Origin of the sequence: Sphingobacterium siyangense (assembly GCF_023277505.1) — a bacterium.
GTDB lineage: Bacteria > Bacteroidota > Bacteroidia > Sphingobacteriales > Sphingobacteriaceae > Sphingobacterium > Sphingobacterium siyangense.
The window spans coordinates 4,719,359-4,742,723 of sequence record NZ_CP080574.1 but is presented as its reverse complement, the minus strand read 5'-3'; the positions used below and the strand labels follow the sequence as shown (position 1 = coordinate 4,742,723).

Sequence of the window (23,365 nt, the reverse complement as noted above, 5' to 3'; positions counted from 1 at the left end):
ATTTGGTATGAGAGTCAAAATAATCATAGCCATTTTTTTCCTCCTTTCATTTATAGGATGTAAAAAAGAAGAAATTCAAAACCCATCGTCTGCTGAAAAAGGCGATGGGAAACTGCTCTCGGAATATTTTAGCAAACTTCGTATTGCGCCCTTGGATATTGTTGATCTGAGGAATAAAAATAAAGACATCAAAACAGTATTTGACCGCAAGAAAACTGCCGGAATGATACATCTTCGGGATAGTGTATGGACAAATGGGTCGGGAACAAGCTCATTTTATGAATCTGATGAGATGGTCGTAACACCGGGAAATCTAAGTTACATTTATCCCGGCTCACTTTTAAAGGCGGCGTCAATAGCATCGGATCAATTTGAAACCTTTTCCGGTTATCAAACTGCACCGATCAGTGTCCAATTATCATTTCCTTCCAGTTTATCAATTGGTACCATCTCCATTCCAAGTCTTTCAAATAGCCGGATATTTTTACGAAATGCACTTTTGGCACCCGATTTTTCAGGGAATACAATACTAAATTACTCAGACTATTTTTCTGCATTTTCAAAATATGAGGAAGTGAAATATGCTTTTGGTTACAATGTAAATCAACATAAGCTGTTTTCTTCGACCAATACAAATTTCGATTCTTATTCAAGCGGAACCTACTATTCCACTAAATTCATGGCCAGTTATACAGTAGAGAATTTTACCTATTCGATGTCTGATCCTACTGCTAATGAGTTGATTGATATGGCTTCTATTCCCGCCAACGCTTTTGATGGTATTTCTCCGGTATATATTAATTCCGTAACTTATGGTAGGTTTGGATTATTGGTACTTGAATCTAACAACAATAGTTCCGAAATGAGAAGTGCTTTTCAGAAGATGGTGAAGAAGATTCTTAAAAAAACTACGGAATCCTATACTCAGGAAGAAACAAATCTTTTTGCAAGTTGTCGTATAACGATTTATCTTTTGGGAAGTACTATCGGAAATAATGTGATACAACTACTGATAAATCCAAGTCCTGATGGCGTATCTGATTTTATCGCACAAAACGTAGGTACATTTACTGCGAGTGATCCAGGAGTGCCGATTCATTATACTGCAAAATATCTAAAAGATAACTCGCCATTTAAAACGACGTTTAGAATTGACCATTAAATATATTTATGATGATGAATACAACATTTAGACAAAAGAGTTTAGGGATTTTAAGTGTATGTTTACTAATGGCATGCTTCTTATTCTCATGTAAGAAAGATACTCCAGATGTTCCTGAGAAGAAAAATGAAAAATGGAGAACCGAAGCTAAAACAGATAGTACGGGGAACCAATACTATGTGGTAAATACGTTGGACAATACATTAGAGATTAGGGTCGATAATAAGGATGGGAAGACCATTTTTTCAGAAGCTTGCCCGACAATTGATTCTACTGAAATACCTAAGGACATGCGTAATTTGATTGTTGATTTGGTTGCTCCAAACAGGTTTATTAACAGAGATCAAGCCACCTTATCATTGGAGATAGTGCTTGATGATCTAGAGACTAGGAACAAATACATCCAGCTTTTGGCGAATATTGATCTTGACAGCAAAAAGTTTTATACCAAAAAGTATAAGGTAGAAGAGCCTCTGGATTGGGCTTATGTAACTTTTCCTTATTCTTTGGTTCAGTGGTATGGTAATTCGTTGTTGGTCCGGGAGGGCACGGATAAAGACCTCAATAGAGGCGGGGGATATATGGGGTTGGGACAGCGCGGTACGCAGTTGGTCTGTTATGAGCGAGATTTTTCCATTCGTTATACCAAGGATATTGATGCTTCTGATGCTTACTATCCTTCTGGTAATTTATGGAATATTCCTATTAACAACTATGAATATATGCTGTTCTTAAATGACGGCTACGTGGGTCGGATGCAAATAGTCACCAGTGTAGAGGACAAATGGGCAGGAAAGCAGGTTGTGATCTGGCGAGATAACCTAAAGGAGACAAATAATATTCCGGCAGATTATTCTGTGAAAATTACCGATTACAATATTCAGAATAATGTGGTAAGTGCTAGTTATAATATCTATGATGAAAAGGGGCAGTTAAAAGAGAAGAGAAGCCGAAAATGGGCAATAAGTAATGGAATGCCACTTGGTAGTTAATCTCCTAATAAATAGAATTCTAGGTTGGTAATAAAGATCTAAATTAATCAATAACACTTTTTTAAACCAATAAGCATCATGTTTCCTGTATGCCAGGGAGACCTATGCCTATAAAATCTTAAAAATATGAAAAGTAGAACAAATTATTTTTTGCAAAGGATCATTAAGGGTGTCCCTTTGTTATTGATGCTATTCTTAGTAGCCAGTTGTTCTAAATTGGAGTCCGACTTTGACAGTGGCAACGGTAAACAAGCTCTTGATAAACTACGAATACCGAAGATCCAAGGTTTTACTGTTGATTCAAAATCTAATCCAGACAATAATTCTTCCGCCAAAAGATCTTCAGGAGGGAAAAGAGCTGACGTGACTACTCCTCCTGATGAAGATAATCCCTTTAAGCCAAAAGCAGGTTCAGGTGGTTATAAAGATGGCCCCGGGATCATTGTTAATGGCAGTAATGCTCCAACGCCTGATCCAAATAAACTATATTTCTATCAGAAATATAAATCCCAGATGTTCACTATTACAGATCAATCAATGGGACTCAATATTTATCCTGGCGCAATATTAAAGGGCCAGAGCATTGAAGGTATTTTTTCGCCTCAAATGTTGACAGGTATTTCCAATAATATTCGTCCGATTACCATATCTACTTCCATGCCTGTCTCTGGTTCCGCGGTTGCTCGAACCAGTCTTCCCCGTCCGACTTCTCAAGCTGCATTATACAATGCCGCACTGACGGATTTGGAGAATACAAATCCCGGAGAGGTCGGTGCTGCTTCCTTAATAGTGGAGTTGGACACTTTCCGTGTATATGAGGAATTAAAAACGATTTATGGATTTAATAAAGGCTTAGATGCATTTTTGATCAACACCAATACAACACAGCAAGGAGAGAACCACCTTATTGCCTCTACATCGGCAATTAAGATTAAATTTTTCCAGCACAATTTTACAATTGATATGGACGTTCCTCAAAATAATACTCAATTATTTGATCCTACAGGTCTGGATATGCAGGCTATAACTGGTGGGGTAACTCCAGTCTATGTAAAAAGCGTGACCTACGGTCGCATGGGTATTATGGTAATCGAATCTTCGTATAGTTCGACTAAATTGTATAACGCTGTATATAAACAACTCGGAATATTGAAAAATCTGATTGGCATCGGTACCTCGTTAACTAATGAAGAGAAAGATATTATAAATTCAGCAACGATAAAAGTTAAATATACGGGGATCGGCACAGATACGTCACCTGCAGTAGCTGTTGCAGGCCTGAATGGTTTTATTCAAGTATTGAGCGCTAATACAACGTATTCCAAGGCAAGTCCAGGTGTCCCTATTGCTTTTCAACTAGCTTACCTGAACAGTGGAAACGGTTTGGTCGAAGCACCTTTTCAGATCAATTATGGGCCTTTTGACAAGCCTTACGTCCGTATTGAGTACAAGAATAGCAATTGGGAGGCTAATTCATCTTCAAATCCAAAATTTACTTATTCAGATATCTACATGAGTTTTTATAAAGATCCAACGGCGAATCGAAAGTATAGTGATGCTCCGATTTTTATTGACTATAAATATGAACGGGATTATGGTTCATTAAGTACTTCTAATTGGGTCGGTTCTTGGAATGACGGGAAACGAACAGAAAGTGTAACTTGGAAGTACCCGACATCTGATCAATTAATTGAGAATAAAAAGGTATTCTATTATGTTCGTTATGGATCAGATGCGACGATATCTAGAGATTATTGTCATTTTGATATGGTTGCAAGCGAAAATTATCATATTCTTCCACGAATAATTGACCATTACAAGGCACAGAGGAAGGGTGAGGCATATCCTAATTAGAATTTTGAAATCAAAATGAAGCAAACGAGTCTTGGAATTTTTATTTTGTCGGTCATCTTTTTAATGCAATCTTGCGATAAAAAGAATGAAGACATTCCTGAAAAGTCTAAAGAACAACAGAGGATAAGTGAAAATCTGGACTCTGTTTTTCTTCTTGCGCAGGGAGTATATTTATGGAACGATCAACTTCCATCGGTTGATCGTTTCAACCCCTCGCGGTTTTATAATGATGGGTTGAGTGAGTTTCGGTGTTACGAGAATGAAATATTTGAAATTACACAATATGCGAAAAGCGGGGAAACAGGCGAACTCTACGAAAAGAATCCATTAGATCTGAATAGACCCAAGTATTCCGGTATTGTATTTAGGGAATTCCAAGAAAAAGAATCTCAAAGTGTTTATAATGTGAGTAATACGTTCGGTCTTTCTGTTGTAGTTAGAAATAATAGTCTCCGTTTATTATATGTTGACCCCAATTCACCTGCAGGCAAAGCCGGGCTTAGGCGTGGTACACAAATTTTATCCATAAATGGGGAAAATGTGCTAACAGAAGATTCGTTTCTAGAGCAATGGAAAAAGTCACTTTCCATGTCGTTCATAAAGTTAGAAGTGATAGAGGATGGCATTAAAAAGCGGGAAGTGCGTTTGAATGCGGCTTCATATGAGATAAATCCGTTGGTAAAGCGAAATATATTGAGAAATGGAGAGAGGAAAATCGGCTATTTTGCATTAAATAGTTTCACCCCAATTCAAAATGCGCAAAAATATCTCACTCCAATTTTTCTTTCTTTTACACAAGAAAAAATTAATGAACTCATCATTGATCTTCGGTACAACCAAGGGGGATATCAGATTACAGCTGATTTTATTGCGAATCTGGTTGCACCAAATAATGCAGATGCAAAGATTATGTATACTGAACATTATAACAGGCAAATGCAGGAAGGGAATTCAAAAGTATTAGAAAACTACAAATTGTATGATGAATATAATCGGCCTGTTATAATTAATGGTAAAGAGATAAGCCTTTATGATATTGATTATAGCGTAGAAGCCAATACAACATATTTTCATAAAGATGACGGGTTGACGGATTTAAAAAAAGTTTACTTTATAGTGAGCAACAGAACTGCATCTGCAAGTGAGCTACTGATCAATATTCTAAAACCGTATATGGATATTCAGGTCATAGGCGTATCAGAGGATAACCTTTCTGCTGTATATACTTACGGTAAGCCAGTTGGATCATTTGGAATTCCAGTGGGTCAGTTTGATCTGTATTTAGGGATGTACGAACTCAAAAATGCCAATAGGGAAAGCAACTATTTCAAAGGTATCAAAGCTGATGTCACCCTAAATGACGATACAGATACGGACTTTGGGGTACAAGATGACCCAGCTATTGCTTGGATTCTAGGATTAGAAAAGAAAACAATTGCACTAAAAGCTAGTAGTGAAATTAGGAAGAATAGATTTTCATTTTATTTTAATACTGATCGGTTAATTGGAAATATTAAAAATAAAAGCGAGTTAAAAATTAAGTTGAAATAGTACCAGCATAGTTTCGTTCCGAAAGATTAATTATGACAACTTATTCCTTTTGTATTTCCTAATTATAACAGGATGGTTGATGTAGATAAAAACCACTGTTAGATGATTCTAGCAGTGTTTTTTTTCAATATAATGAGTTGAATTCAAGTTTCTTGTTAAAATAATGATTGTTGCAAATTGTCATTACCCAATGGAGGGAGTCCTTCCCAACCTTCAAATGGGTCGTAACGATGTTTGCCATCTGGACGGTTTGGATATCCTCTTAGAGTATAAACGGGGTATGACTCTAAAGCTAGACTCGGTATATCATAGGCAAAAATGGAGGCCATATCATCTTCATTTATATTGGATATCCATTTCTTCTCTAAATCAGGTGTAAGAAATAAAGGCATTCTATGTTTGTTAGGCCCATCATTATGTATATTTGCCATTAGTTCGTTTGCAGTCCTTGTTAACATGGCGAATGATCCTACTTTTTCGACCACGCCTTCTTGGTCATAGGATTCATGAAACTGATATAGCCCAGGGATATAGAATATCTCCCGCCCTTCCTGTCCGATATAATAGGGGACTTTCTTTTTCCATCCATTTATTGCACGATGTTCAAATGTTCCAGAAACTGGAATCAGACATCTTTGGGATCGTAATCTATACCAGTATGATTTTTTATCTTCAAGTATCCTTTCGCTTCGCGCGTTAATCATATTTCGACGTCTATCCGTTTGCAACTTGGGGTCAGTTATATAAGTAGGCAGAACACCCCATTGCATTTCTCTGATAGCAAGCTGTTCAGAATCTTTTTCCTTATATATAATTGGATAGTCTGGGAATGTTATGGCTTGTACATTCTCCATATAATCATAATTATAATCCAGTTGTCGGCGCTCATCCCTCAAACCTGGGAATGCAGATTTAACAATTTCTATATCTGTATGTAAGCTAATGTCCCAGCACATAATTTCTATATTTTGGTGTAATTCTATATATTATCCTAATATAAACAAACAATAATGGATTAGGTGTCGGTTTCGATAAGATTTAAAATGATGGAATTTATATTTTGCTATTTCAATAATTCCAAAGCGGCAACTTTTTTGGTAATTTGACCATCTGTTATGACCGCTATCACCCTCCCATATTCCAGAGTGAAAGTAATATCAATTGGATTTTTTCTCTGAAATTTTGTTTTTGTCCTGAGGTAGTTTATAATATTCTTATCATACATTTTAAGCATTCTTGTACTCCAATTCCCTTCTTTGATTTGATTGAGAAAAATGCGATAACCCGATCCAGTTTTTAATAATTTTTCTATTTTTTCAGCATCTTCAGGAAGCTGTAATAGCTTGCCCTCTTTTATATCAAGGTGGTGGGCATGTAATTTGGCCGGCATCTGATCGTCGTATGGAGTTAAAAGAAAACCTGATTTTTCTTTCAAATCGGGCCATTCAAAACGCTGGAAAATAAAATAATTATAACCTGTTTCGACCAGCTCATGGAAGGAATTTTGGGTCAATTGCATAAACGGATTATAAAGCATTTATTAAAGTTATCAACTTTCATTTATATCTAAATGTTTATTATCAATATACTTCTTTGAAATATTCACTGTCAATTATTAACGTGCAAAATAAGTTAAAGCTTACTATTGGTTTGACATTCCGTTTAGGAATATTCATAAGCTGAATTGGTCGAAACACAGTTTGTCGTGTATATTTAATCTAATTCCCTCGGTTATCTAGCATATAATACATTTTATCTAGGTCAAACTACAGTTTGTCGAGATTTTTTCTGGATACTCTTTGATATAAATACTTTTGGCCCATATTAACTTTTATTATTCTAAATGAAGAAACTTTTTATTTTTAAGTAGCCTTTTACTGGTTTCATGTAAAAATCAAGGTATTGAACCAGATGCTTTAAACAAGGATGAGTATTATATCCCATTAAGTGAAAGTATTAAGGTCGCAGACTCACTACATTATTTTATTTTAGGAGACGCAAATAAAAAGGCATCAACTAAATTAAATATTGGAAATACCAATGCAACTTTAAAAAAGGAAATTTTATCGGAAGATGGGACTCCTTTAATGCGTGTTTTTAATTATGGGAAGGGGGGATTTATAATTTTGGCCGCAGATCGTCGGGCTAATCCGGTATTAGCATATTCCGATGAGACAAACTTTCCATCCGACACCATACCAGCCGCAACGGAAGCGTGGTTATATGAAAATAAACTTCAGATAGAGGAGCTAAAATCAGGCACAAGAGAAAATGTGAATGGAGAAAACCTCTTGAAAAAGGGAAATTACGTCAAGCTTTTAGGAGGAGATGTTCCAACAGTTAATGTGAAAAGAGCATCTACTGATAAAGTTGCTGGATTTTTCCCTCCTGCAGGAGGATGTGAACCAACTGGTTTTGAAATTGGCCCTCTTTTACAAACAACTTGGAATCAGAGTGGCGGTTATAATAATTTAATGCCTGATCTAGCATGTACACCTTATTATTGTAACGCTAAAGCATATACCGGTTGTGTAGCGACGGCGATGGCCCAAGTGATGAGATATCACCAATATCCATCTACATATAATTATAGTATTATGCCTAATGCTGTGTCTGGCTATTGGGATGTTTCTACAGGTGCAGATGAAATTTCTAAGTTGATGCGTGATGTTGCAAATTCAGTGAATTCTAAACCGGACTGTAATGGAACTGGGGCTGCCGCTAATCTGAATGATATTCCTTACGCTTTGGAGAATACCTTTGGATACTCAGTTACTGCAACTGCCGCTGATTTTAATTATAATACTGTAAAAAGTGAAATTCAAGCTAACCGTCCTGTTATCTTAAGTGGTTATAGCAATAAAAGTGGATTTATTTTTCATACTTATGATGGTGGACATGTTTGGGTTGTAGATGGAGTCCGAGGAGGTACAAGCTGTGGTGAGCAAAACCCCGATGGTACTTGGACAGGAGGTGCATCTTTCCTTTATTTTCACATGAATTGGGGATGGGGAGGATCTAATAACGGCTGGTTTGGATTTGCAAGTGCGGATGCTGGAAATGGATTAAATTTCCAATATAAAAGAGGAATGGTATATTCAATTAAAAAATAATTACAATATGCAAAAACTAGGATTATTGATAATACTTCTCACATTATTTTCTTGTAAGAAGGAAGAAGGAATTAACAGTGTAAATGTTTATAGCGAAGTGCGTTTAGCTTTGTCAGACGAAGATGGAAATAATATCTTTGAGTCAAAAGGAGCGTCCTTTGGAATAGGTGATCTGGATTTATATTATGTAAACAAAGAAGGTAAAAGAGAAATTCAAAATAATTCGAATCTAGACCTTCCTAAACATATGGATATAGTGGATGAAGAAAGCCTAAAAGAGAAAGTACTTAAAGTTTTTGGAAATCTTACTCCGCAAAGTGATGGTTATGCAGAAAGTATATTAGTAGTCAAAGGATATGCAGAAATATCAATCAAATTAAAAGTTGAGAGTTCTGGTGCTTCTAAAGGTTATTCACAAATACTTGTGAATGGAATGGAGATTTCAAAAAACCAACTTGGTCATCCTATTTCTGTCAGACTTGCCAAGTTGGCTGAATAGGAAAACCTCAAAAAAAAATTATCTTTCATAATTAGGTTTTATAATGAACCACTATTAGGGGAAATCCAATAGTGGTTTTTTTTATTTTCTTATCACTAGAATGCTATTTTTAGAGCATTTATTATTGACTTATTATGAGCAAATTGATTTTTACTTTTTTTCATGTAAAGTAAATTAACTCTCAGGTTGGAGGTTCTATAACTTGAATGTTCCTTTCAAAGATGTTCTGCCGCCGTTTTCATTTGGGATCGAGAATTCTATAGTTCCCGAACCTTTGGTATTACTTGGACTTCCACCATCATCAAAATGAGTGAACATGATGTAACCTGTTCCATAATAATAAAATTTATCATTTTCAGAGTATCGAATAAATGCATTGTCCCAATCATCAAAATATCTGTCTCCTCTTTCAATTTGGATTCTTTCTTTTCCAGCATTAGGCTTTATTTCATATTTCTTGTTTAAAACAACTCCTCCGGTTACAGGACAATAAATGGAAATGTTAAATCCTTTGGGATTTTCACCTTTTGTATATGGAGATGCCGATAATGTGACGTTTTCCTTATACTGCTGATATGATTCAGTTGGTGGGGGATTGTAAGTTAGAAATGGACTATTAGGTGCCCCAGGTGTGAGTATTATATGTCTTGCATCTACATAAGTAATCCCATCTTTCTGTATTTCCAGTTTATTTGAACTTGGTAAGGGATTCCCGTTTTTGTCGCAGGAATATAGTCCAATGGAAATGATTGCTAAAAATAATATTATCGTCCTCATAATTATGGTGTATTTGATTATGAATATTACGGTTTGCAATAGAAAAACGCTACAGTTATTAATTGTTTAATTACTTAATTTTATGAAACCGCTATCTATCTTCGCATTATAATGTATCCTAGATTGTTTAAATTATTCACTCCGTGGATCAGCTTTCAAAGGCATTTTGGCACATCGGAGCACTTCAATTGAATGACAACCATATTCTACTACTACTTTTCCTTCGATGAGATAAATCCCCGCTCCTCGTAAGGGATATTGGTTCAGCGTTTTGGGAAAGTGAACAGTGTCAAAGAACTTTCCATGAGAATCTAAAAAAGTTCCAAATTTCATAAGCTCACCACGTTTAGTTTTGACGAACTTTTCACATACAAAATCCCCGACCATACGGAGCGTTTTTCCTTCATATTGACAAAGATCAGTTGCAAGAACATCCCCACGAAATTCACTTTTAACAAGGTCGAATAATGTTCCGGTTACACAAAAACCGAGTAATTCGATTTCGTCATAATAATGTTCCAATGTATTTTCTTCCAATGGTGGAAGAATCGGTTTTCGGGATTCTGTTTCGAATAATAAATTACCTGCCGGCACAGGTTTATGTTTACTCATTTGTAGATGCGCTTCCCAAAGGAGCTGCTTTTTGCTATCACCGGTAAATCGTAAAGCACCAACACGGATCAAGTTTACCAATTGCTCCAATCCGGCGCCAGTTCTTTTAGTAAAATTTTCCAAATTATGATATTCACCATTTAGCTCACGGTCTTCGACTATTTTTGTGGCTAACTTGCCTTCTAGGTTTTGGAGGCAGTCGAATCCGAGATATATATCTTTTCCAAAAATAGCCGTGTTATAATTAGATTTATTGACACATGGCAAGCAGATATTTGCTCCTGAAACGCGCGCTTCATTCACATAAACTTTCCGATTGTAAAAGCCACCATAATTGTTCAGAACTGATACCATGAATTCCAACGGAAAATATGTTTTCAGGAATAAGCTTTGGTAAGATTCAACAGCGAAAGAAGCGGAATGTGCTTTGTTGAATGAATATCCTGCGAAGCTTTCCATTTGCCGCCATATCTCCCGACTGATTTTTTCATCGTATCCTTTTTCTCTACAATTATTAAAGTACTTGTCTTCGATCTCGATCAGGTGGTCTTTACTTCGATACTTGCCTGACATCATCCTGCGCAATACATCAGCATCCGCCATGTCCAGTCCACCGAAGGCGTTTGCAATTTTCATTACGTCTTCCTGATACACCATTACTCCATACGTCTCTTCAAGCTGCTCTTTAAATACAGGATGTGGATAGATAACTGTGCTTGGATTATGATGCCGTTTGATAAATTCTGCCATCATACCTGAGGACGCAACACCTGGTCGGATAATGCTTGATGCAGCTACCAATGTTAGATAATCATCGCACTTAAGTTTTGTGATAAGTTGCCTCATTGCGGGACTCTCTATATAGAAGCATCCTATCGTATCGCCCGAACGAAGCTGATCCGCAATTCTGGGATCCGAAAAAAATCGTTTGGGATTATCTGTGTCAATGACCTTACCTAAGTTTTCACGGACAATGGATTTACAGTCTTTGATGTGTCCTATGCCACGCTGGGACAGAATATCAAATTTTTCAAAATTAATATCCTCTGCGAGGTACATATCAAACTGCATGGTCGCAAGTCCCTTCGGCGGATTATCCATCGCCGAATAACAGGTTAAAGGTTCTTCTGAAATCAATACGCCACTGGCATGGATAGTCCTTTGGTTAGGAAAGTCCGCCATCTTGTTATAAACGCTCAATATCGTATTTGTCACTTCATTTTTATTGAGAAGATGCTCAGGTTCATTAACCAGACGATCTATTTCGGCTTTTGGTAGACCATATACTTTTCCAAGTTCCCGGAGGATACTACGGGAACGAAACGTGCTCATAGCTCCCATGAGAGCAGTATGTCCTGTTTGGTAACGATTGAAGATATAATCGTACATTTCGTCTCGTTCAGCCCAGCTGAAATCTATGTCAAAATCTGGCGGTGATTTTCGTTTCGGGTTCAGAAATCGTTCAAAAGGCAAATTTAATGCAATAGGGTCGACGTCTGTTATTCCAAGACAATATGCTACGCAGGAATTCGCACCAGATCCACGACCTACATAATGAAATTGTCTGGAACGTGCGTATCTACAAATATCATCGGTTATCAAAAAGTAAGAAGAGAAACGTTGATTTTCGATAATCTCCAGTTCCCGTTTAATACGTTCAATGGCAATCTTGTCATTTTTTGAATATCTCCGTTGAAAACCGTCCATTGAATATTTAAGTAGGAGCTGTTTGTCATTGTAGCGATTACCTGTAAAAGTTGCTTTGTTCTTTACACTTGTAAAATTGAAATTAAAAGAACACTGGCCCAATAACCTGTTGGTATTGGCCAAGATCAATGGTAGCTCAGCGAACAATCTCATTAGCTTTGCCTTGGAGATAAAACATTCGTCATCAGGAGCGATCTGTTCACTATCAAGTTGGGAGATAAGCAGATTATTGTCAATAGCACGGAGCTGTCGGTGAAGGGTATAATCTTCTTTTCTAAAACTTACTGGCGCCAAGATAACGCAGCGTTCGACAGTCCGCTTTTCCATTAACATGACTTTCGTCCGCTCTGACGGTTTTATGCCAATATACTCATATTCCCGTAACTCAAATTTGCCAACTGAGGATAATGGGTATATGACAAAGACATTGTCAAATTCTGGACTCCGCTCTTGAACTTGACGATTTTCCATATTGAGCTTTGTACGGAACTCATTGATTTCTTTGAAGCCTTCTTTATTTTTTGCTATGGTTATGAACCTTTGTTGACTACCCTCACGAAAATCCATCCCGGTTAAAAGGTTGAGACCGGCGGCTAGTCCCTCTTTGATAAATTCTAATGAGCCGGAACTATTGTTTATATCCGTTAAGACAGCTGTATCATAGCCATTGGCAAGCATCCCTGAAATAAGTTCCTTCGGGCTTAAAGTACCATACCGTAAGCTATAGTAACTATGAAGATTTAGGAGCATAGCGACCTCCTTTCTCTGGAATTGGGGCACAGATGGCTTTCATCAAAAATTCCGTCCCATAGCGTTTCCTTATTTTGTCCATCGCCTGCATGAGATTCACATCTTCAACGGAATCATTAAATAAATCGGTTTGATAGGAGCCATAGATCAATCCTGAGAATTTGACTCCGATAAGGCGGATAAGCATCCTTCTACTATATAATTTCTTAAAAAGTGATAAAACAACTTCCGTTAGCTTTTGATCAGAATTGGTATAAGCTATCTTTATCTGTTGAGTATGCGTATCGAAATTACTGTACCTTATTTTAAGAGTTACATTACTTGTAAGTTTTTCATCCTTTCTCAGTTCAAATGCAAGCATATCAACTATGCCAATGAGCGTCTTTTTCAAGATATCCATATCAATTGTGTCATTTTGAAAGGTGGTTTCTTTGCTCATACTTTTCTGTTCACGGTAGGGTAAAACAGGACTCTCATCAACACCATTGGCTTTTTTCCAAATGCTTATCCCATTTTCACCCAATACTTTTTGCATGGTAGAAACTTCCATACGTTGTAGGGTGATAATTCTGGAGATACCCATATTCCTCAATAATGTGTAGGACTTTTGACCCACCATTGGTATTTTGCGAATGGATAAGGGAGCCAAAAAGTCTTTTTCGGTTCCGCTATTTACGTGTAGCGCTCCACAGGGCTTTGCTTCACCGGTTGCAATCTTCGAGACTGTCTTGGTGTTAGACAGTCCAAAGCTTATCGGAAGCCCGGTTTCTCTCATGATGCGGTTTCTGAGCTTTTGTGTCCATTTCCAGCAACCGAAAAATCTATCCATACCGGAGATGTCCAAATAATGTTCATCAATGCTGGCCTTTTCAAAGCTTGGCGTTTCTTCTGATATAATCTCTGTGACTATGTTGGAATATTTGCTGTATTGATCGTAATCGCCTCTTACTACAATGGCTTCGGGACACATTCTTAATGCCAGTTTCATGGGCATTGCACTATGTACGCCATATTTTCGAGCTTCATAGGAGCATGAAGCTACCACTCCTCGATCTCCGGTTCCTCCGATGAGAACCGGTTGTTTTAAAAGTTTGCTATTCTGTAGCCGTTCAACCGATACGAAGAATGTATCAAGATCACAATGCACAATATTCCGTTCCATACAATTTTTGGCAATGTTTAAGGTCTTGACTTTCAATAAATTTCAAGAAGATTGCCTAATCAAAATTACTAACATTTTTAGTAAATTGTAGAATAATAAATTGTCTTATTGTCCTATTTAATTGATTATTAGTCCTATAAAATTTATTTTAAGTGTTGAAAACTATTCGCGTGCTTTGTAGGTTTATTGAGAAACATCATATTTATGATACGAGACGAGCTGATCAAATTAAGAAAGGACGGGTATACCTGTTTATATAGAAAGAAGAATAGTTATGCATATCACCCTTCAAAAAAATCATTAGAAGAAATTATCGAGGATGTATCAATTACACCGTTGGCTGAGGACGACTTGATTACTTTGGATGATGCTATCGAATTTTTTAATGAGGAAGATTTAAGGTACGGTCGGATTCTGTTTAAGACAGAGAACGGATGGATTATATCTGATTAAATAATCCAACTGGCCTTTTAGTATGGAAATGGATTATTTTAAACGATTTGCTTTCGTAATTCGTCGATCAATTGCTGTTGGAGCAAAATAGTGCGCTCCTTTTCTAGAATTATTTCATCTTTTAATTTCAACTTTTGGTTGAGTATATCAATTTCCTCCAATGATCTCTGTTGCTCTTCTTTTTTGAATGCTGCTATAGGATCTTTATCATTTAGATAGTCTAAGAAGTTAACTCCAGCACATTTGGAAAGTTTAAGAAGGCGACTCAGTAAAATATCATCTTTCGTCAGAATTTTTTCAAAAGCAGATTCGGATATGCCTATTGCCTGACCAGCAACTTCATTTGAAATACCTTTGTATCGTAACGTTCTTTGGATATATCTTCCGATTGACTCTTCCATAATACAAAACTGTACACTAGAATCCGTCAAACAGAATTTGCAGCCTCCAAATTACGGGGAATAATTTCCGAAATTTGGAGGTTTAATATATATATATTCTACTTTTGAAGGTAGGGTTAATGTACTATCGGCGCAAATTTTGAGTATTTGTACAACTCAAAAGACTCATTTGCCATATTATACGCTGTTTTATTTTTTGCGAATCAGAGGACTGCATCGGTAAATGGATTTTATAACCCTAAAAAAAAGTAAAATAATTTTATATGTTTTCGAAGAGATTAATTCTTTCGCATATTTAGAAATCTAATACACACTTTTAGTATTAAGCCATTTTCAGTAGCCAAATATATTTTTTAATTTAAATAGGAGATATGAAAGGAAGGATATATAATTTAAAAGCGAAAAACTCACAACGAGTAACTCAAAATTTGGTTGAGAAAATGGAAGAGGTTGTAAGCGATATAGATTTAACAAACTTTTCTATATCGAATAAATCTTCTGCCAATAAAAATTCTATCGGTGAATTCTCTATCAATATTGATTCTGCGATATCTCTTTTAAATACATATTTTAAAGTTAAAGATCATTGGGGCGGTTCCGGTTTAATAACACTGAATAATCTTTTAAAATCTAATCAAACTAAATCAAATGTAATTCTTAACGCATACATGAAAAGTCTTTTTCAGATCTTTTTACATGATGAAGAAATGCACGGGATTATTATGTCTACCCTACAAGAAAATAATCCTGATCTGGATGACCTTTCAATAAGAGTAGAAAAGAGATGGAATGAGGGTGTAAACTGAACTGTGTCAAATAAAGAATTTCTATATTTAGACACAGAATATGAGTAAAGACAATTTTGACTTCGAAAGCTTCAAAGAGGAAGCAATGAAAGGCCTTTATGATGGCAAGAAAATGGGCGGTACAGACGGAGTTTTTGCTCCGATGCTGAAACACCTTCTGGAAAGCATGTTGGAGGGAGAGCTGGACCACCACCTACAGGAGAATAGAGCTTCCGGAGAGATCAACCGTAAAAATGGGAAGACGAAAAAAACGGTCAGGAGCCTTCAATCAGGACATTTTGAACTGGAGAGCGGCCGGGACCGAAACGGTACATTCGAGCCAAAAATAGTTCCTAAACGACAGTTGATTATCACTGACGAACTGGAAGGCAACGTTATAGCGATGTATGCCAGGGGCATGAGTACGCGGGATATCTCGGGTTATGTTAAGGAGATGTACGCCATGGATATATCTGCTACGGAGATCTCCAATATTACCGACAAGGTTATCCCTGCCCTGAACGAATGGCGAAACCGTCCGCTTGAATCGGTATATCCCTTTGTTTTTCTGGATTGTATGCATTATAAAGTTAAAGACAATGGCAGTGTCCAGACCCGTGCGGTGTACAATATACTTGGGGTAAACAGGGATGGTCGTAAAGACCTGATCGGCATTTATCTTTCGGAAAATGAAGGGGCCAAGTTCTGGCTTTCGGTACTGACCGATCTGAAGCAGCGCGGCGTAGAAGATATTCTGGTTGCGTGCGTCGACGGATTAAAGGGTTTTCCCGATGCTATCGAAGCTGTTTATCCGAAAACCCAGGTACAGCTTTGCATAGTTCACCAGATACGCTCAAGTCTGCGGTATGTTCCGGAAAAAGATAAAAAAGCCGTTGTTGCAGATTTAAAGCCTATCTATCAAGCAAATAGTCAGGATCAGGGCTACGAAAAACTATTGGAGTTTGATGAGAAATGGGGCAAGAAATATCCCTTATCTGTAAAAGGATGGCTGGATAATTGGGGGAACCTCTCTACTTACTTTGAGTATTCGCCCGATATCCGCAGAGCTATCTATACGACAAATGCCATCGAGGCGATGCACCGGCAGGTCAGAAAAATTACAAAAACCAAGGGAGCATTTACATCCGATCAGGCTCTATTAAAGCTAGTTTACCTGACCATCAAGGATATATCAAAAAAATGGACCATGCCTATTCGGAATTGGGGATTGACAATGCAACAATTACATATTAAATTTGGGGACAGGATTAAAGCCTTCGGCAACTCCTTTTAGGGTTCGCTCTCGAGGCTTTCAGCCTCCGAGAACGAACCCTAAAAGGAGTGATGTGACACAGTTCAATTTACACTACCGATGGAATTTATTTTTCCCCTTTTCGCAAGTTATCAATGATGATAATTTACGTTTGAGAACTCTTATATCTGTTCTTTTGTCCGGCCTACATTTTTATGTTCTGCAATCCAAAAGTGAAATTAGTATATTCTATAATATGGACTTCAATAGTAAGGAATGTATTGAGCAGGTTGAAAAGTCTATTTGGAACATTCTCGACTGGACTTTTCAATAGTCCCTTCCTTCTAAGCTCTGTTTTTCTGAATATGTAATTGATCGAGTAAATCACCTATTTGGTATGGGTCGATTATTGGTTTGTCGAGAATATTTGGGGATATATTTAATAAGATATATACTTACAACGAAACTGAACCTTATAATTCAAAATGAAAACAAATAGAATCTTAACAATCCTTTTTGTACCAGTATTATCTTTTTTTTATTCCTGTTCCCAATCCAGGGAAGATAAATATATCGGCTATTGGATTGAAGATGGGAAAGAACACTCCGAAGTGTTAGAAATAAAAAAGGAAGGTGATAAGCTGTATCTCAGTAGCAAAGACATAGATGCGCCTGCTACATATAATAAAGATGAAAAGACACTTAGCGCTCAAATAACCAATGGTCTTGCCTCGATTACTATTTTGATGAATCTGTTAGAAGATACCGATAAAATGAAAATGAGCATCGGGAACAAAGGAGCGGATTTTTCTAAAGTTTCTAAGGAAAAAGCGGAAGAATACAAGAAAGCATATGATGCCTATTATGATCCAGATTTTTTTGTAGGTGAATGGAAAAGTGACGTAGAACAAGAAGTTCCCTTGAAGATCGTTAAAGAGGGCGAGTCCTATTTCTATGTAAGTGGCTTTCTGGGTAAAAAGAAGTTGACTTACGACAGTAAAAAGCATTTGTTGATCGGTAGTATGGGGATTAGTACGATTACAGTAAGACGGAGCGGGGAACAAGAAATAACCGCATATGGAAACAGAAAATATAGAAAAATAAAGTAACTTAAATAAAGATTTGGATATAATCGTATTCCGTGATGAAGAAAATAAACTTAGTGTTTAAACCACTTACAAATGATGAACTTGAGGAAATATCGTATAGTCTTCTTTGGTTTTTTGCTCCACAAAACTATGATTCGGTCTGCAGTTTATTAAAAAGGAATCCCGGTACAGTCACTAAACCATTTTCGTACGGTGACTTTATTCATTATTTGGAGGAGAATTCCTCATTTGGAGAGAACGCAATCAATTATATTTTTCATATTTCTGGAATAATCGGAAATCTAGTTCATAAAGGAGCTTTAAATCTTGTTGGCTTTGATGCAGTGGGTAGCCCTCCATTGAATCACCAATATTATACTTACATAAAACTGACCAACGTTCAGTCGACAAATAGACTTTGGTTAAGTAAGTATTTAGGTGAGAACTATCTAATGTATAAACTTAAAGATCATGTTGTGAGATTTGAAGGGATTAATTCCAATGGTGAATCAGGGACAGGGTCAGGTGTACTCATTAATCAATTTACTATCCTAACTTGTAAACACAACATAACGGATCTTAAAGAGTTTAAATGCTATTTAGGTGAAGAAGAATTAGAGATAAAAGGTACTAGTGTACATGAAAAGCATGATATTGGTATTGTAAAATTATCAAAAATAGTCGACTTAGAATATTTCCCATATTTTGGAAGTCCTTTTGAACTAGATAATGTCATAACAATGGGATACCCACCACTTCGAGGGATGAGAGAAGCTGCTCTTATCACCCAAAAAGGAGAAATAAATGCCCTCTGTACAGATTGGGGTGGTTGTGAATCCATCACTATCTCGTCCACCGTTAGGCCTGGTAATAGTGGAGGGCCAGTAATTTCAGCCAATGGATATATTGTTGGAATTGTAACGCAATTCGCAAATTCTGCGTCTTCTGTCTCTGCTGACAAAAGCGAGTTTAACGACAACAAAGCTATTCCATTTTACAATGCGATTTCATCAATAGGTATAAAGAATAATATCAAAGAAATTGATGATTCATTTGAAATTATATTTGAAGACTATACATAATTTATACTAAAATTTCTTAAAGAGACATTCAACTATAGAATGCCCTACCCAAGATAATACTGGATTGAGTTCGATCTGAATGCTTTTGCTTCAATCGAACTACTATCGTAATACCTTTTTCACCCGAAAAAGAGTTAATATCTTTTTTGTTTCATTTCCAGAGCAATTCCCATTTGCTTCCACTTAATCTGTCAAGATCCAGTATGCCCTTTTTGATTCGTTTCAAGAACGAAGGTAAGACGTGTTACGGATTCTAAAGGTCATAGCGAGTTTTGAAAAAATAATCTCCAGCCCTTTGGGTAGTATTTTTTTTCCAAAAACCTTTTATCCTCCTAGACACTAACCTTCTTCTGTTCCTGAAAACGAAGCAAAAGCATACTCCGGCTCTTTAGACGAATAAAAAAAATGTCAGCTATGGGAATTAAAATGCATTGGAAACAGAACAAAAAAGAAAACGAAAACAAGCACCTCCTCTCATTGCCGAATAAATCAAAAAATCCATTCACGAACCATTAAAACATTAAAGACATGACACATCAATTAAATATCTCAGAAGCTAGGGTGTATGTTGGAACATTCCATAAGTACAATACTGGATCATTATATGGTAAATGGCTTGAATTATCTGACTATTCAGACATAGAAGAATTTTACGATGCCTGTAAGGACCTCCACGCAGACGAGGAAGATCCAGAATACATGTACCAGGATTACGAAAATCTTCCGGATGAGCTAATTAGTGAATATGGTATTAGTGCAAACATTTTTGAAGTCCTTGAAGCAATAGAAGGAATGGATGAAAATCATAAAGAACCATTTTTTGTATGGTGCAATAACCGTAGTAGGAATTTGGCCAAGGAAGGAATTTATGACCTCATATCCAATTTTGAAGAAGACTTTCAAGGCGGTTACGATGATGAAGAGGATTTTGCGAGGGAGATCGTTCAAGAGCTGTATGATCTACCCTCAATTGCCAAACAATATTTTGACTACGAGGCATTCGCAAGAGATCTGTTCATGAGCGATTATTGGTTTGAAGATGGCTTTGTTTTCCGTGAATCATAATTATTTTTTCAACCAGGCGATCCGATCTTGGGTCGCCTATAAAATTCAGACAGATGAAAACAAGAATTAATAAGAATAATATAGGAGTACTGACATTTAGAGAATTCGATGAAAATCTACTATTGAATTTCCACTTTGATACCGAAGAATTGTTCAAAATAATTCTTCATGATTTGGACTTTGTTCGGTTCGAGATCTTCGACAAAAACAAAAAATTACTTCTAACAACAAATCAGTTTGAGGGGGCACCCGATGTAGTAATTATCCAACCGGCGAAAGTAGAGCGTGACGAAGAGATTAAATGGACAAATTTCAATGCCTATCGTATTCCTATGTATATCTACGGTAAAAAAATCGAATGGAAGGTGAACGGTAGGATCTTTAAAACCAGGAAATCTGCCACAGCCTTTGCGGAATTAACGAATAGTGACATAGCTACGATCATAGAAAAATTCATTGAGCGGGACTAACTAGAAGGAAATCATAAAAACATAATTATAAATCAAAATAAAATTAAAAAGATGAAAGCATTAAAAGAAATGACATTTGTAGACAAGGGACATGTACTGGCGGGACTATTTCCTGAATTACTCAAAGAATGGGTAGATTTTATAAAAAATGAAACCGAATATTTTAGAAGTGAGGAAGAATATTACCGAAATAATTGGCAAAGTAAAACTTTTATAGCGGTCGGTTTTTGGTACAATCTGGTCACTGATATCGAACATTTATTGAGGAAATTTAATGTCGCATTATACCGTAATCCAAAGGTCTTTGCAGATCAATTGTTTTATGGATTTTTTGCTGTATTTACTTCAAATTGTCTAATTCAATATGCCGAAAGTGAACATTGTAGTTTGGAAGCGAGACTGGCGATTCACTTACTTTTTGGTCAGGGAAAAAATGTAGAACATAAAATATTTAAATTATGAGAATTAATCTGATTTTTAGTGTTGAGAGCGTATTATTCGGCTTAGAAAATACGAGGGGACCAATCGAACTGGTGCAGTTTGCAAATCGTCTAGCATCACATGAAGGTATCCAGTGGTTCAATCGAATGGCTAGTATAAAATTCAATGATCCAAATATCAACAAGGCACTTTCAGGCGGAGTGCCTACTGATGAAACGCTGCTAATTGGACAAGAGAGAGGTGAAAATTTGGATCTTTATCTCTGTATCAGAAGCGGACGAAATTGTTGTAGAATAGCGACAGCACATTTACCTGCTGGCGAAGTATATATTCACGACGAATACAGACATTCAATTCTTTCTGGGAAACTCACTGAAAATGAAATTAAATGGCTATTTGAATATGTAAGGCAAAATATGGATTTAATTCAGCCTAAATCAGCAATTCGAGAGTATTAGTACAATAAATATGTGGATAGGACTATTTTCTATTCACATATTTATTAAAAAAGGCCCCCGCACTTTCGCACAGAGACCGGGTTCTCAAATCTTTATACGGTCTATTCTATTGCAGAAATAAAGCCAAAATATCAAAGAGATTTTAGAGATTTTCGTTGTCGATCCATGTAATGGCCGAAAATGGACCATTCTCTCCCTTATAGCGACAATAGAAAATTGGTCTTCCACTATCGCTTTCAAAATCATAAGAACAAATATCATCATACAAAATTGTTCCACGGTGATATAAATTATTTCCCCAATAGAAATCAACTTGAATTCCTTCATCATTAATACTATAAGGTCTCACTCCAAAGTATGGATACCATCCATGTTCATTTGGTTCATTCGGTAGATCATACTTGAATTCAGGAGTTTGGATAATAAATTTTCTATTTTCGAATCTATGCGCTCCTAAAATAGGTTCTCTAGGATTGAAGTCCTTCATTAATTCATTGATAAAAGTATTTCTCATACTTTTACGTCTCTCAATAGCACTGATTATATTATCTTCCTCGGTTTTTACATCGACTCCAAAATAAGTTTTAAGAAGATCTTGATGTTTAAAATATAAAAGAGATTCTAGTTTTGAGGCTGCCCAAAGATCCCATGAGATGGATAAATTTTCACAGCTTTTTTTTATAAAATCTGTCGTTTGTTTACTGACTGAACAAGTAACAATGAAAATTAATTTGTCTGGTAATGTGCTAGCTTCTAAGATTGAGCTAATAGCTTTTTCAGCATCTTTTGTTGAAAAACGCTTATATCGTTTACATTGAACATATACTCGTTGTTCTCTCTCTCCGATTAATTTTTCTATCAATTCAATATCCACGCTGCATATTCCGGTGATATTGACCCCTTTCCGGCGATACTGACCCCTCAGATTTTGGTTATCTGGGGATTATTACCAATAGCCTGACAATATTACCTTTTTTTTCTTAGACTTTCACCCTTAAGTTCAATTCGGTGAGAAGTATGTACAATCCGGTCCAATACAGCGTCCGCAATTGTATCTTCCCCAATCACATCATACCAGCTTGCGACCGGAAGCTGACTGGCTATAATGGTGGATGACCTAGCATGCCTATCTTCAATAATTTCCATCAGGTCCAGTCTTTGCTGCTGATCCAGATTTACAAGACCAAAGTCATCCAGGATCAGCAGGTCAGATTTTGCAATCCTGTCTAGAAGTTTGTGCATTGATCCTTCGAGTCTGGCAATCTTAGTTCGCTGGAGCAGCTTCTGTAGGTTGAAGTATAAGACCTTTTTTCCCTGTGAGCACGCTTTTAACCCAAGGGCTGAGGCCAGAAAGCTTTTTCCGCACCCCGTCGCGCCCGATATCAGTAGCGGCTCACCTCTTTCAATATACCCGCCAGTAATCAGGTCTGCAATCTGGGCTTTGTCCATACCGCGTTTGGGATCCATATTGAGCTCCTCAATCGATGCCTGATAACGAAAGGCAGCATTCTTTTTTAGTCTGTCAAACCGTTTTTCTTCCCTGCTGTCCAGCTCTGACTGCAGGAGAAGCTGCAATCCATCCTCAAAGTTAAGTTCTGTCATACGACGCGTTTCTACCAATGCTTTCCAGCTACGCTCCATACCCAATAGGCGGAGACTTCTCATGTTGTGTTCGATGTTCACTGTAATTG

General features: G+C 36.7%; 23 protein-coding genes. 15 read left to right on the top strand and 8 right to left on the bottom strand.

What is annotated here, in order from left to right; translation table 11 throughout:
- The first annotated feature begins 7 nt into the window (after positions 1-7).
- The 4 genes from K2F45_RS19930 to K2F45_RS19915 all read left to right on the top strand — a co-directional run bounded on the left by K2F45_RS19930 (position 8) and on the right by K2F45_RS19915 (position 5,559).
- Complete coding sequence (locus K2F45_RS19930; RefSeq protein WP_248932220.1) at positions 8-1,162, top strand: thiol-activated cytolysin family protein; 1,155 nt, start codon at positions 8-10, stop codon at positions 1,160-1,162.
- Positions 1,163-1,230: 68 nt separating this feature from the next.
- Positions 1,231-2,154 carry a hypothetical protein gene (locus K2F45_RS19925; RefSeq protein WP_248932219.1) on the top strand — a complete coding sequence of 308 codons (924 nt, stop codon included), beginning with the start codon at positions 1,231-1,233 and terminating at the stop codon, positions 2,152-2,154.
- 126 nt (positions 2,155-2,280) lie between these two features.
- A complete protein-coding gene (locus tag K2F45_RS19920; RefSeq protein WP_248932218.1) occupies positions 2,281-4,008 on the top strand; it encodes a thiol-activated cytolysin family protein in 1,728 nt (575 codons plus the stop codon).
- Positions 4,009-4,023: 15 nt separating this feature from the next.
- On the top strand, positions 4,024-5,559 hold the full coding sequence (locus K2F45_RS19915; protein ID WP_248932217.1) for a S41 family peptidase: 1,536 nt from the start codon (positions 4,024-4,026) through the stop codon (positions 5,557-5,559).
- 155 nt (positions 5,560-5,714) lie between these two features.
- Here K2F45_RS19915 and K2F45_RS19910 read toward each other — a convergent pair whose 3' ends face one another.
- Entirely contained in the window at positions 5,715-6,515 is an 801-nt protein-coding gene (locus K2F45_RS19910; RefSeq protein WP_248932216.1) for an SOS response-associated peptidase, read from the bottom strand.
- Between the two features lie 107 nt (positions 6,516-6,622).
- A complete protein-coding gene (locus K2F45_RS19905; RefSeq protein ID WP_248932215.1) occupies positions 6,623-7,078 on the bottom strand; it encodes a hypothetical protein in 456 nt (151 codons plus the stop codon).
- A gap of 358 nt (positions 7,079-7,436) precedes the next feature.
- Here K2F45_RS19905 and K2F45_RS19900 point away from each other — a divergent pair, with 358 nt between their 5' ends.
- Together K2F45_RS19900 and K2F45_RS19895 are read left to right on the top strand one after the other, a co-directional pair.
- Positions 7,437-8,672 carry a C10 family peptidase gene (locus tag K2F45_RS19900; RefSeq protein ID WP_338055438.1) on the top strand — a complete coding sequence of 412 codons (1,236 nt, stop codon included), beginning with the start codon at positions 7,437-7,439 and terminating at the stop codon, positions 8,670-8,672.
- A 7-nt stretch (positions 8,673-8,679) separates the two neighbouring features.
- A complete protein-coding gene (locus K2F45_RS19895; protein WP_248932214.1) occupies positions 8,680-9,171 on the top strand; it encodes a hypothetical protein in 492 nt (163 codons plus the stop codon).
- 195 nt (positions 9,172-9,366) lie between these two features.
- On the opposite strand, the gene K2F45_RS19890 is transcribed toward K2F45_RS19895, so the two are convergent.
- From K2F45_RS19890 to dinB, 3 genes are all read right to left on the bottom strand, one after another.
- On the bottom strand, positions 9,367-9,948 hold the full coding sequence (locus K2F45_RS19890) for a hypothetical protein (protein ID WP_248932213.1): 582 nt from the start codon (positions 9,946-9,948) through the stop codon (positions 9,367-9,369).
- A 132-nt stretch (positions 9,949-10,080) separates the two neighbouring features.
- A complete protein-coding gene (locus K2F45_RS19885; RefSeq protein WP_248932212.1) occupies positions 10,081-13,017 on the bottom strand; it encodes a DNA polymerase III subunit alpha in 2,937 nt (978 codons plus the stop codon).
- Positions 12,998-14,179: a DNA polymerase IV gene (gene dinB / locus K2F45_RS19880; RefSeq protein ID WP_248932211.1), complete on the bottom strand. Its 1,182-nt coding sequence runs from the start codon at positions 14,177-14,179 to the stop codon at positions 12,998-13,000. Before dinB ends, K2F45_RS19885 begins: the two co-directional genes overlap by 20 nt.
- 204 nt (positions 14,180-14,383) lie before the next feature.
- Here dinB and K2F45_RS19875 point away from each other — a divergent pair, with 204 nt between their 5' ends.
- A complete protein-coding gene (locus K2F45_RS19875; protein ID WP_248932210.1) occupies positions 14,384-14,632 on the top strand; it encodes a hypothetical protein in 249 nt (82 codons plus the stop codon).
- Between the two features lie 38 nt (positions 14,633-14,670).
- Here K2F45_RS19875 and K2F45_RS19870 read toward each other — a convergent pair whose 3' ends face one another.
- On the bottom strand, positions 14,671-15,033 hold the full coding sequence (locus K2F45_RS19870; RefSeq protein WP_248932209.1) for a hypothetical protein: 363 nt from the start codon (positions 15,031-15,033) through the stop codon (positions 14,671-14,673).
- A 371-nt stretch (positions 15,034-15,404) separates the two neighbouring features.
- Here K2F45_RS19870 and K2F45_RS19865 point away from each other — a divergent pair, with 371 nt between their 5' ends.
- The 8 genes from K2F45_RS19865 to K2F45_RS19830 all read left to right on the top strand — a co-directional run bounded on the left by K2F45_RS19865 (position 15,405) and on the right by K2F45_RS19830 (position 21,674).
- A complete protein-coding gene (locus tag K2F45_RS19865) occupies positions 15,405-15,839 on the top strand; it encodes a hypothetical protein (RefSeq protein WP_248932208.1) in 435 nt (144 codons plus the stop codon).
- 40 nt (positions 15,840-15,879) lie between these two features.
- Positions 15,880-17,112, top strand: a complete 1,233-nt coding sequence (locus K2F45_RS19860; protein ID WP_248931878.1) for an IS256 family transposase — start codon at positions 15,880-15,882, stop codon at positions 17,110-17,112.
- A gap of 443 nt (positions 17,113-17,555) precedes the next feature.
- Positions 17,556-18,179 carry a hypothetical protein gene (locus K2F45_RS19855; RefSeq protein WP_248932207.1) on the top strand — a complete coding sequence of 208 codons (624 nt, stop codon included), beginning with the start codon at positions 17,556-17,558 and terminating at the stop codon, positions 18,177-18,179.
- Between the two features lie 35 nt (positions 18,180-18,214).
- Entirely contained in the window at positions 18,215-19,240 is a 1,026-nt protein-coding gene (locus K2F45_RS19850) for a S1 family peptidase (protein ID WP_248932206.1), read from the top strand.
- A gap of 528 nt (positions 19,241-19,768) precedes the next feature.
- Positions 19,769-20,305 carry an antirestriction protein ArdA gene (locus tag K2F45_RS19845; protein WP_248932205.1) on the top strand — a complete coding sequence of 179 codons (537 nt, stop codon included), beginning with the start codon at positions 19,769-19,771 and terminating at the stop codon, positions 20,303-20,305.
- A 53-nt stretch (positions 20,306-20,358) separates the two neighbouring features.
- Positions 20,359-20,775: a hypothetical protein gene (locus tag K2F45_RS19840; RefSeq protein WP_248932204.1), complete on the top strand. Its 417-nt coding sequence runs from the start codon at positions 20,359-20,361 to the stop codon at positions 20,773-20,775.
- 51 nt (positions 20,776-20,826) lie between these two features.
- On the top strand, positions 20,827-21,237 hold the full coding sequence (locus tag K2F45_RS19835; RefSeq protein ID WP_248932203.1) for a hypothetical protein: 411 nt from the start codon (positions 20,827-20,829) through the stop codon (positions 21,235-21,237).
- A complete protein-coding gene (locus tag K2F45_RS19830; RefSeq protein ID WP_248932202.1) occupies positions 21,234-21,674 on the top strand; it encodes a hypothetical protein in 441 nt (146 codons plus the stop codon). Before K2F45_RS19835 ends, K2F45_RS19830 begins: the two co-directional genes overlap by 4 nt.
- 142 nt (positions 21,675-21,816) lie before the next feature.
- Here the strand turns inward: K2F45_RS19830 and K2F45_RS19825 are convergent, their stop codons facing one another.
- Together K2F45_RS19825 and istB are read right to left on the bottom strand one after the other, a co-directional pair.
- On the bottom strand, positions 21,817-22,548 hold the full coding sequence (locus tag K2F45_RS19825; protein ID WP_248932201.1) for a hypothetical protein: 732 nt from the start codon (positions 22,546-22,548) through the stop codon (positions 21,817-21,819).
- Positions 22,549-22,640: 92 nt separating this feature from the next.
- On the bottom strand, positions 22,641-23,357 hold the full coding sequence (gene istB / locus K2F45_RS19820; protein WP_248932200.1) for an IS21-like element helper ATPase IstB: 717 nt from the start codon (positions 23,355-23,357) through the stop codon (positions 22,641-22,643).
- Between the last annotated feature and the right edge of the window lie 8 nt (positions 23,358-23,365).

What these genes read in the sequence shown, in the direction of transcription:
- K2F45_RS19840 (WP_248932204.1), top strand. Translation starts at nt 20,359, where the DNA reads ATGAAAACAAGAATTAATAAGAATAATATAGGAGTACTGACATTTAGA.
- K2F45_RS19865 (WP_248932208.1), top strand. Translation starts at nt 15,405, where the DNA reads ATGAAAGGAAGGATATATAATTTAAAAGCGAAAAACTCACAACGAGTA.
- K2F45_RS19910 (WP_248932216.1), bottom strand. Translation starts at nt 6,515, where the DNA reads ATGTGCTGGGACATTAGCTTACATACAGATATAGAAATTGTTAAATCT.
- K2F45_RS19895 (WP_248932214.1), top strand. Translation starts at nt 8,680, where the DNA reads ATGCAAAAACTAGGATTATTGATAATACTTCTCACATTATTTTCTTGT.
- K2F45_RS19850 (WP_248932206.1), top strand. Translation starts at nt 18,215, where the DNA reads ATGAAGAAAATAAACTTAGTGTTTAAACCACTTACAAATGATGAACTT.
- K2F45_RS19905 (WP_248932215.1), bottom strand. Translation starts at nt 7,078, where the DNA reads ATGCAATTGACCCAAAATTCCTTCCATGAGCTGGTCGAAACAGGTTAT.
- K2F45_RS19930 (WP_248932220.1), top strand. Translation starts at nt 8, where the DNA reads ATGAGAGTCAAAATAATCATAGCCATTTTTTTCCTCCTTTCATTTATA.
- dinB (WP_248932211.1), bottom strand. Translation starts at nt 14,179, where the DNA reads ATGGAACGGAATATTGTGCATTGTGATCTTGATACATTCTTCGTATCG.
- K2F45_RS19925 (WP_248932219.1), top strand. Translation starts at nt 1,231, where the DNA reads ATGGCATGCTTCTTATTCTCATGTAAGAAAGATACTCCAGATGTTCCT.
- K2F45_RS19915 (WP_248932217.1), top strand. Translation starts at nt 4,024, where the DNA reads ATGAAGCAAACGAGTCTTGGAATTTTTATTTTGTCGGTCATCTTTTTA.
- K2F45_RS19875 (WP_248932210.1), top strand. Translation starts at nt 14,384, where the DNA reads ATGATACGAGACGAGCTGATCAAATTAAGAAAGGACGGGTATACCTGT.
- K2F45_RS19885 (WP_248932212.1), bottom strand. Translation starts at nt 13,017, where the DNA reads ATGCTCCTAAATCTTCATAGTTACTATAGCTTACGGTATGGTACTTTA.
- K2F45_RS19890 (WP_248932213.1), bottom strand. Translation starts at nt 9,948, where the DNA reads ATGAGGACGATAATATTATTTTTAGCAATCATTTCCATTGGACTATAT.
- K2F45_RS19845 (WP_248932205.1), top strand. Translation starts at nt 19,769, where the DNA reads ATGACACATCAATTAAATATCTCAGAAGCTAGGGTGTATGTTGGAACA.
- K2F45_RS19855 (WP_248932207.1), top strand. Translation starts at nt 17,556, where the DNA reads ATGAAAACAAATAGAATCTTAACAATCCTTTTTGTACCAGTATTATCT.
- K2F45_RS19920 (WP_248932218.1), top strand. Translation starts at nt 2,281, where the DNA reads ATGAAAAGTAGAACAAATTATTTTTTGCAAAGGATCATTAAGGGTGTC.
- K2F45_RS19830 (WP_248932202.1), top strand. Translation starts at nt 21,234, where the DNA reads ATGAGAATTAATCTGATTTTTAGTGTTGAGAGCGTATTATTCGGCTTA.
- K2F45_RS19835 (WP_248932203.1), top strand. Translation starts at nt 20,827, where the DNA reads ATGAAAGCATTAAAAGAAATGACATTTGTAGACAAGGGACATGTACTG.
- K2F45_RS19870 (WP_248932209.1), bottom strand. Translation starts at nt 15,033, where the DNA reads ATGGAAGAGTCAATCGGAAGATATATCCAAAGAACGTTACGATACAAA.
- K2F45_RS19860 (WP_248931878.1), top strand. Translation starts at nt 15,880, where the DNA reads ATGAGTAAAGACAATTTTGACTTCGAAAGCTTCAAAGAGGAAGCAATG.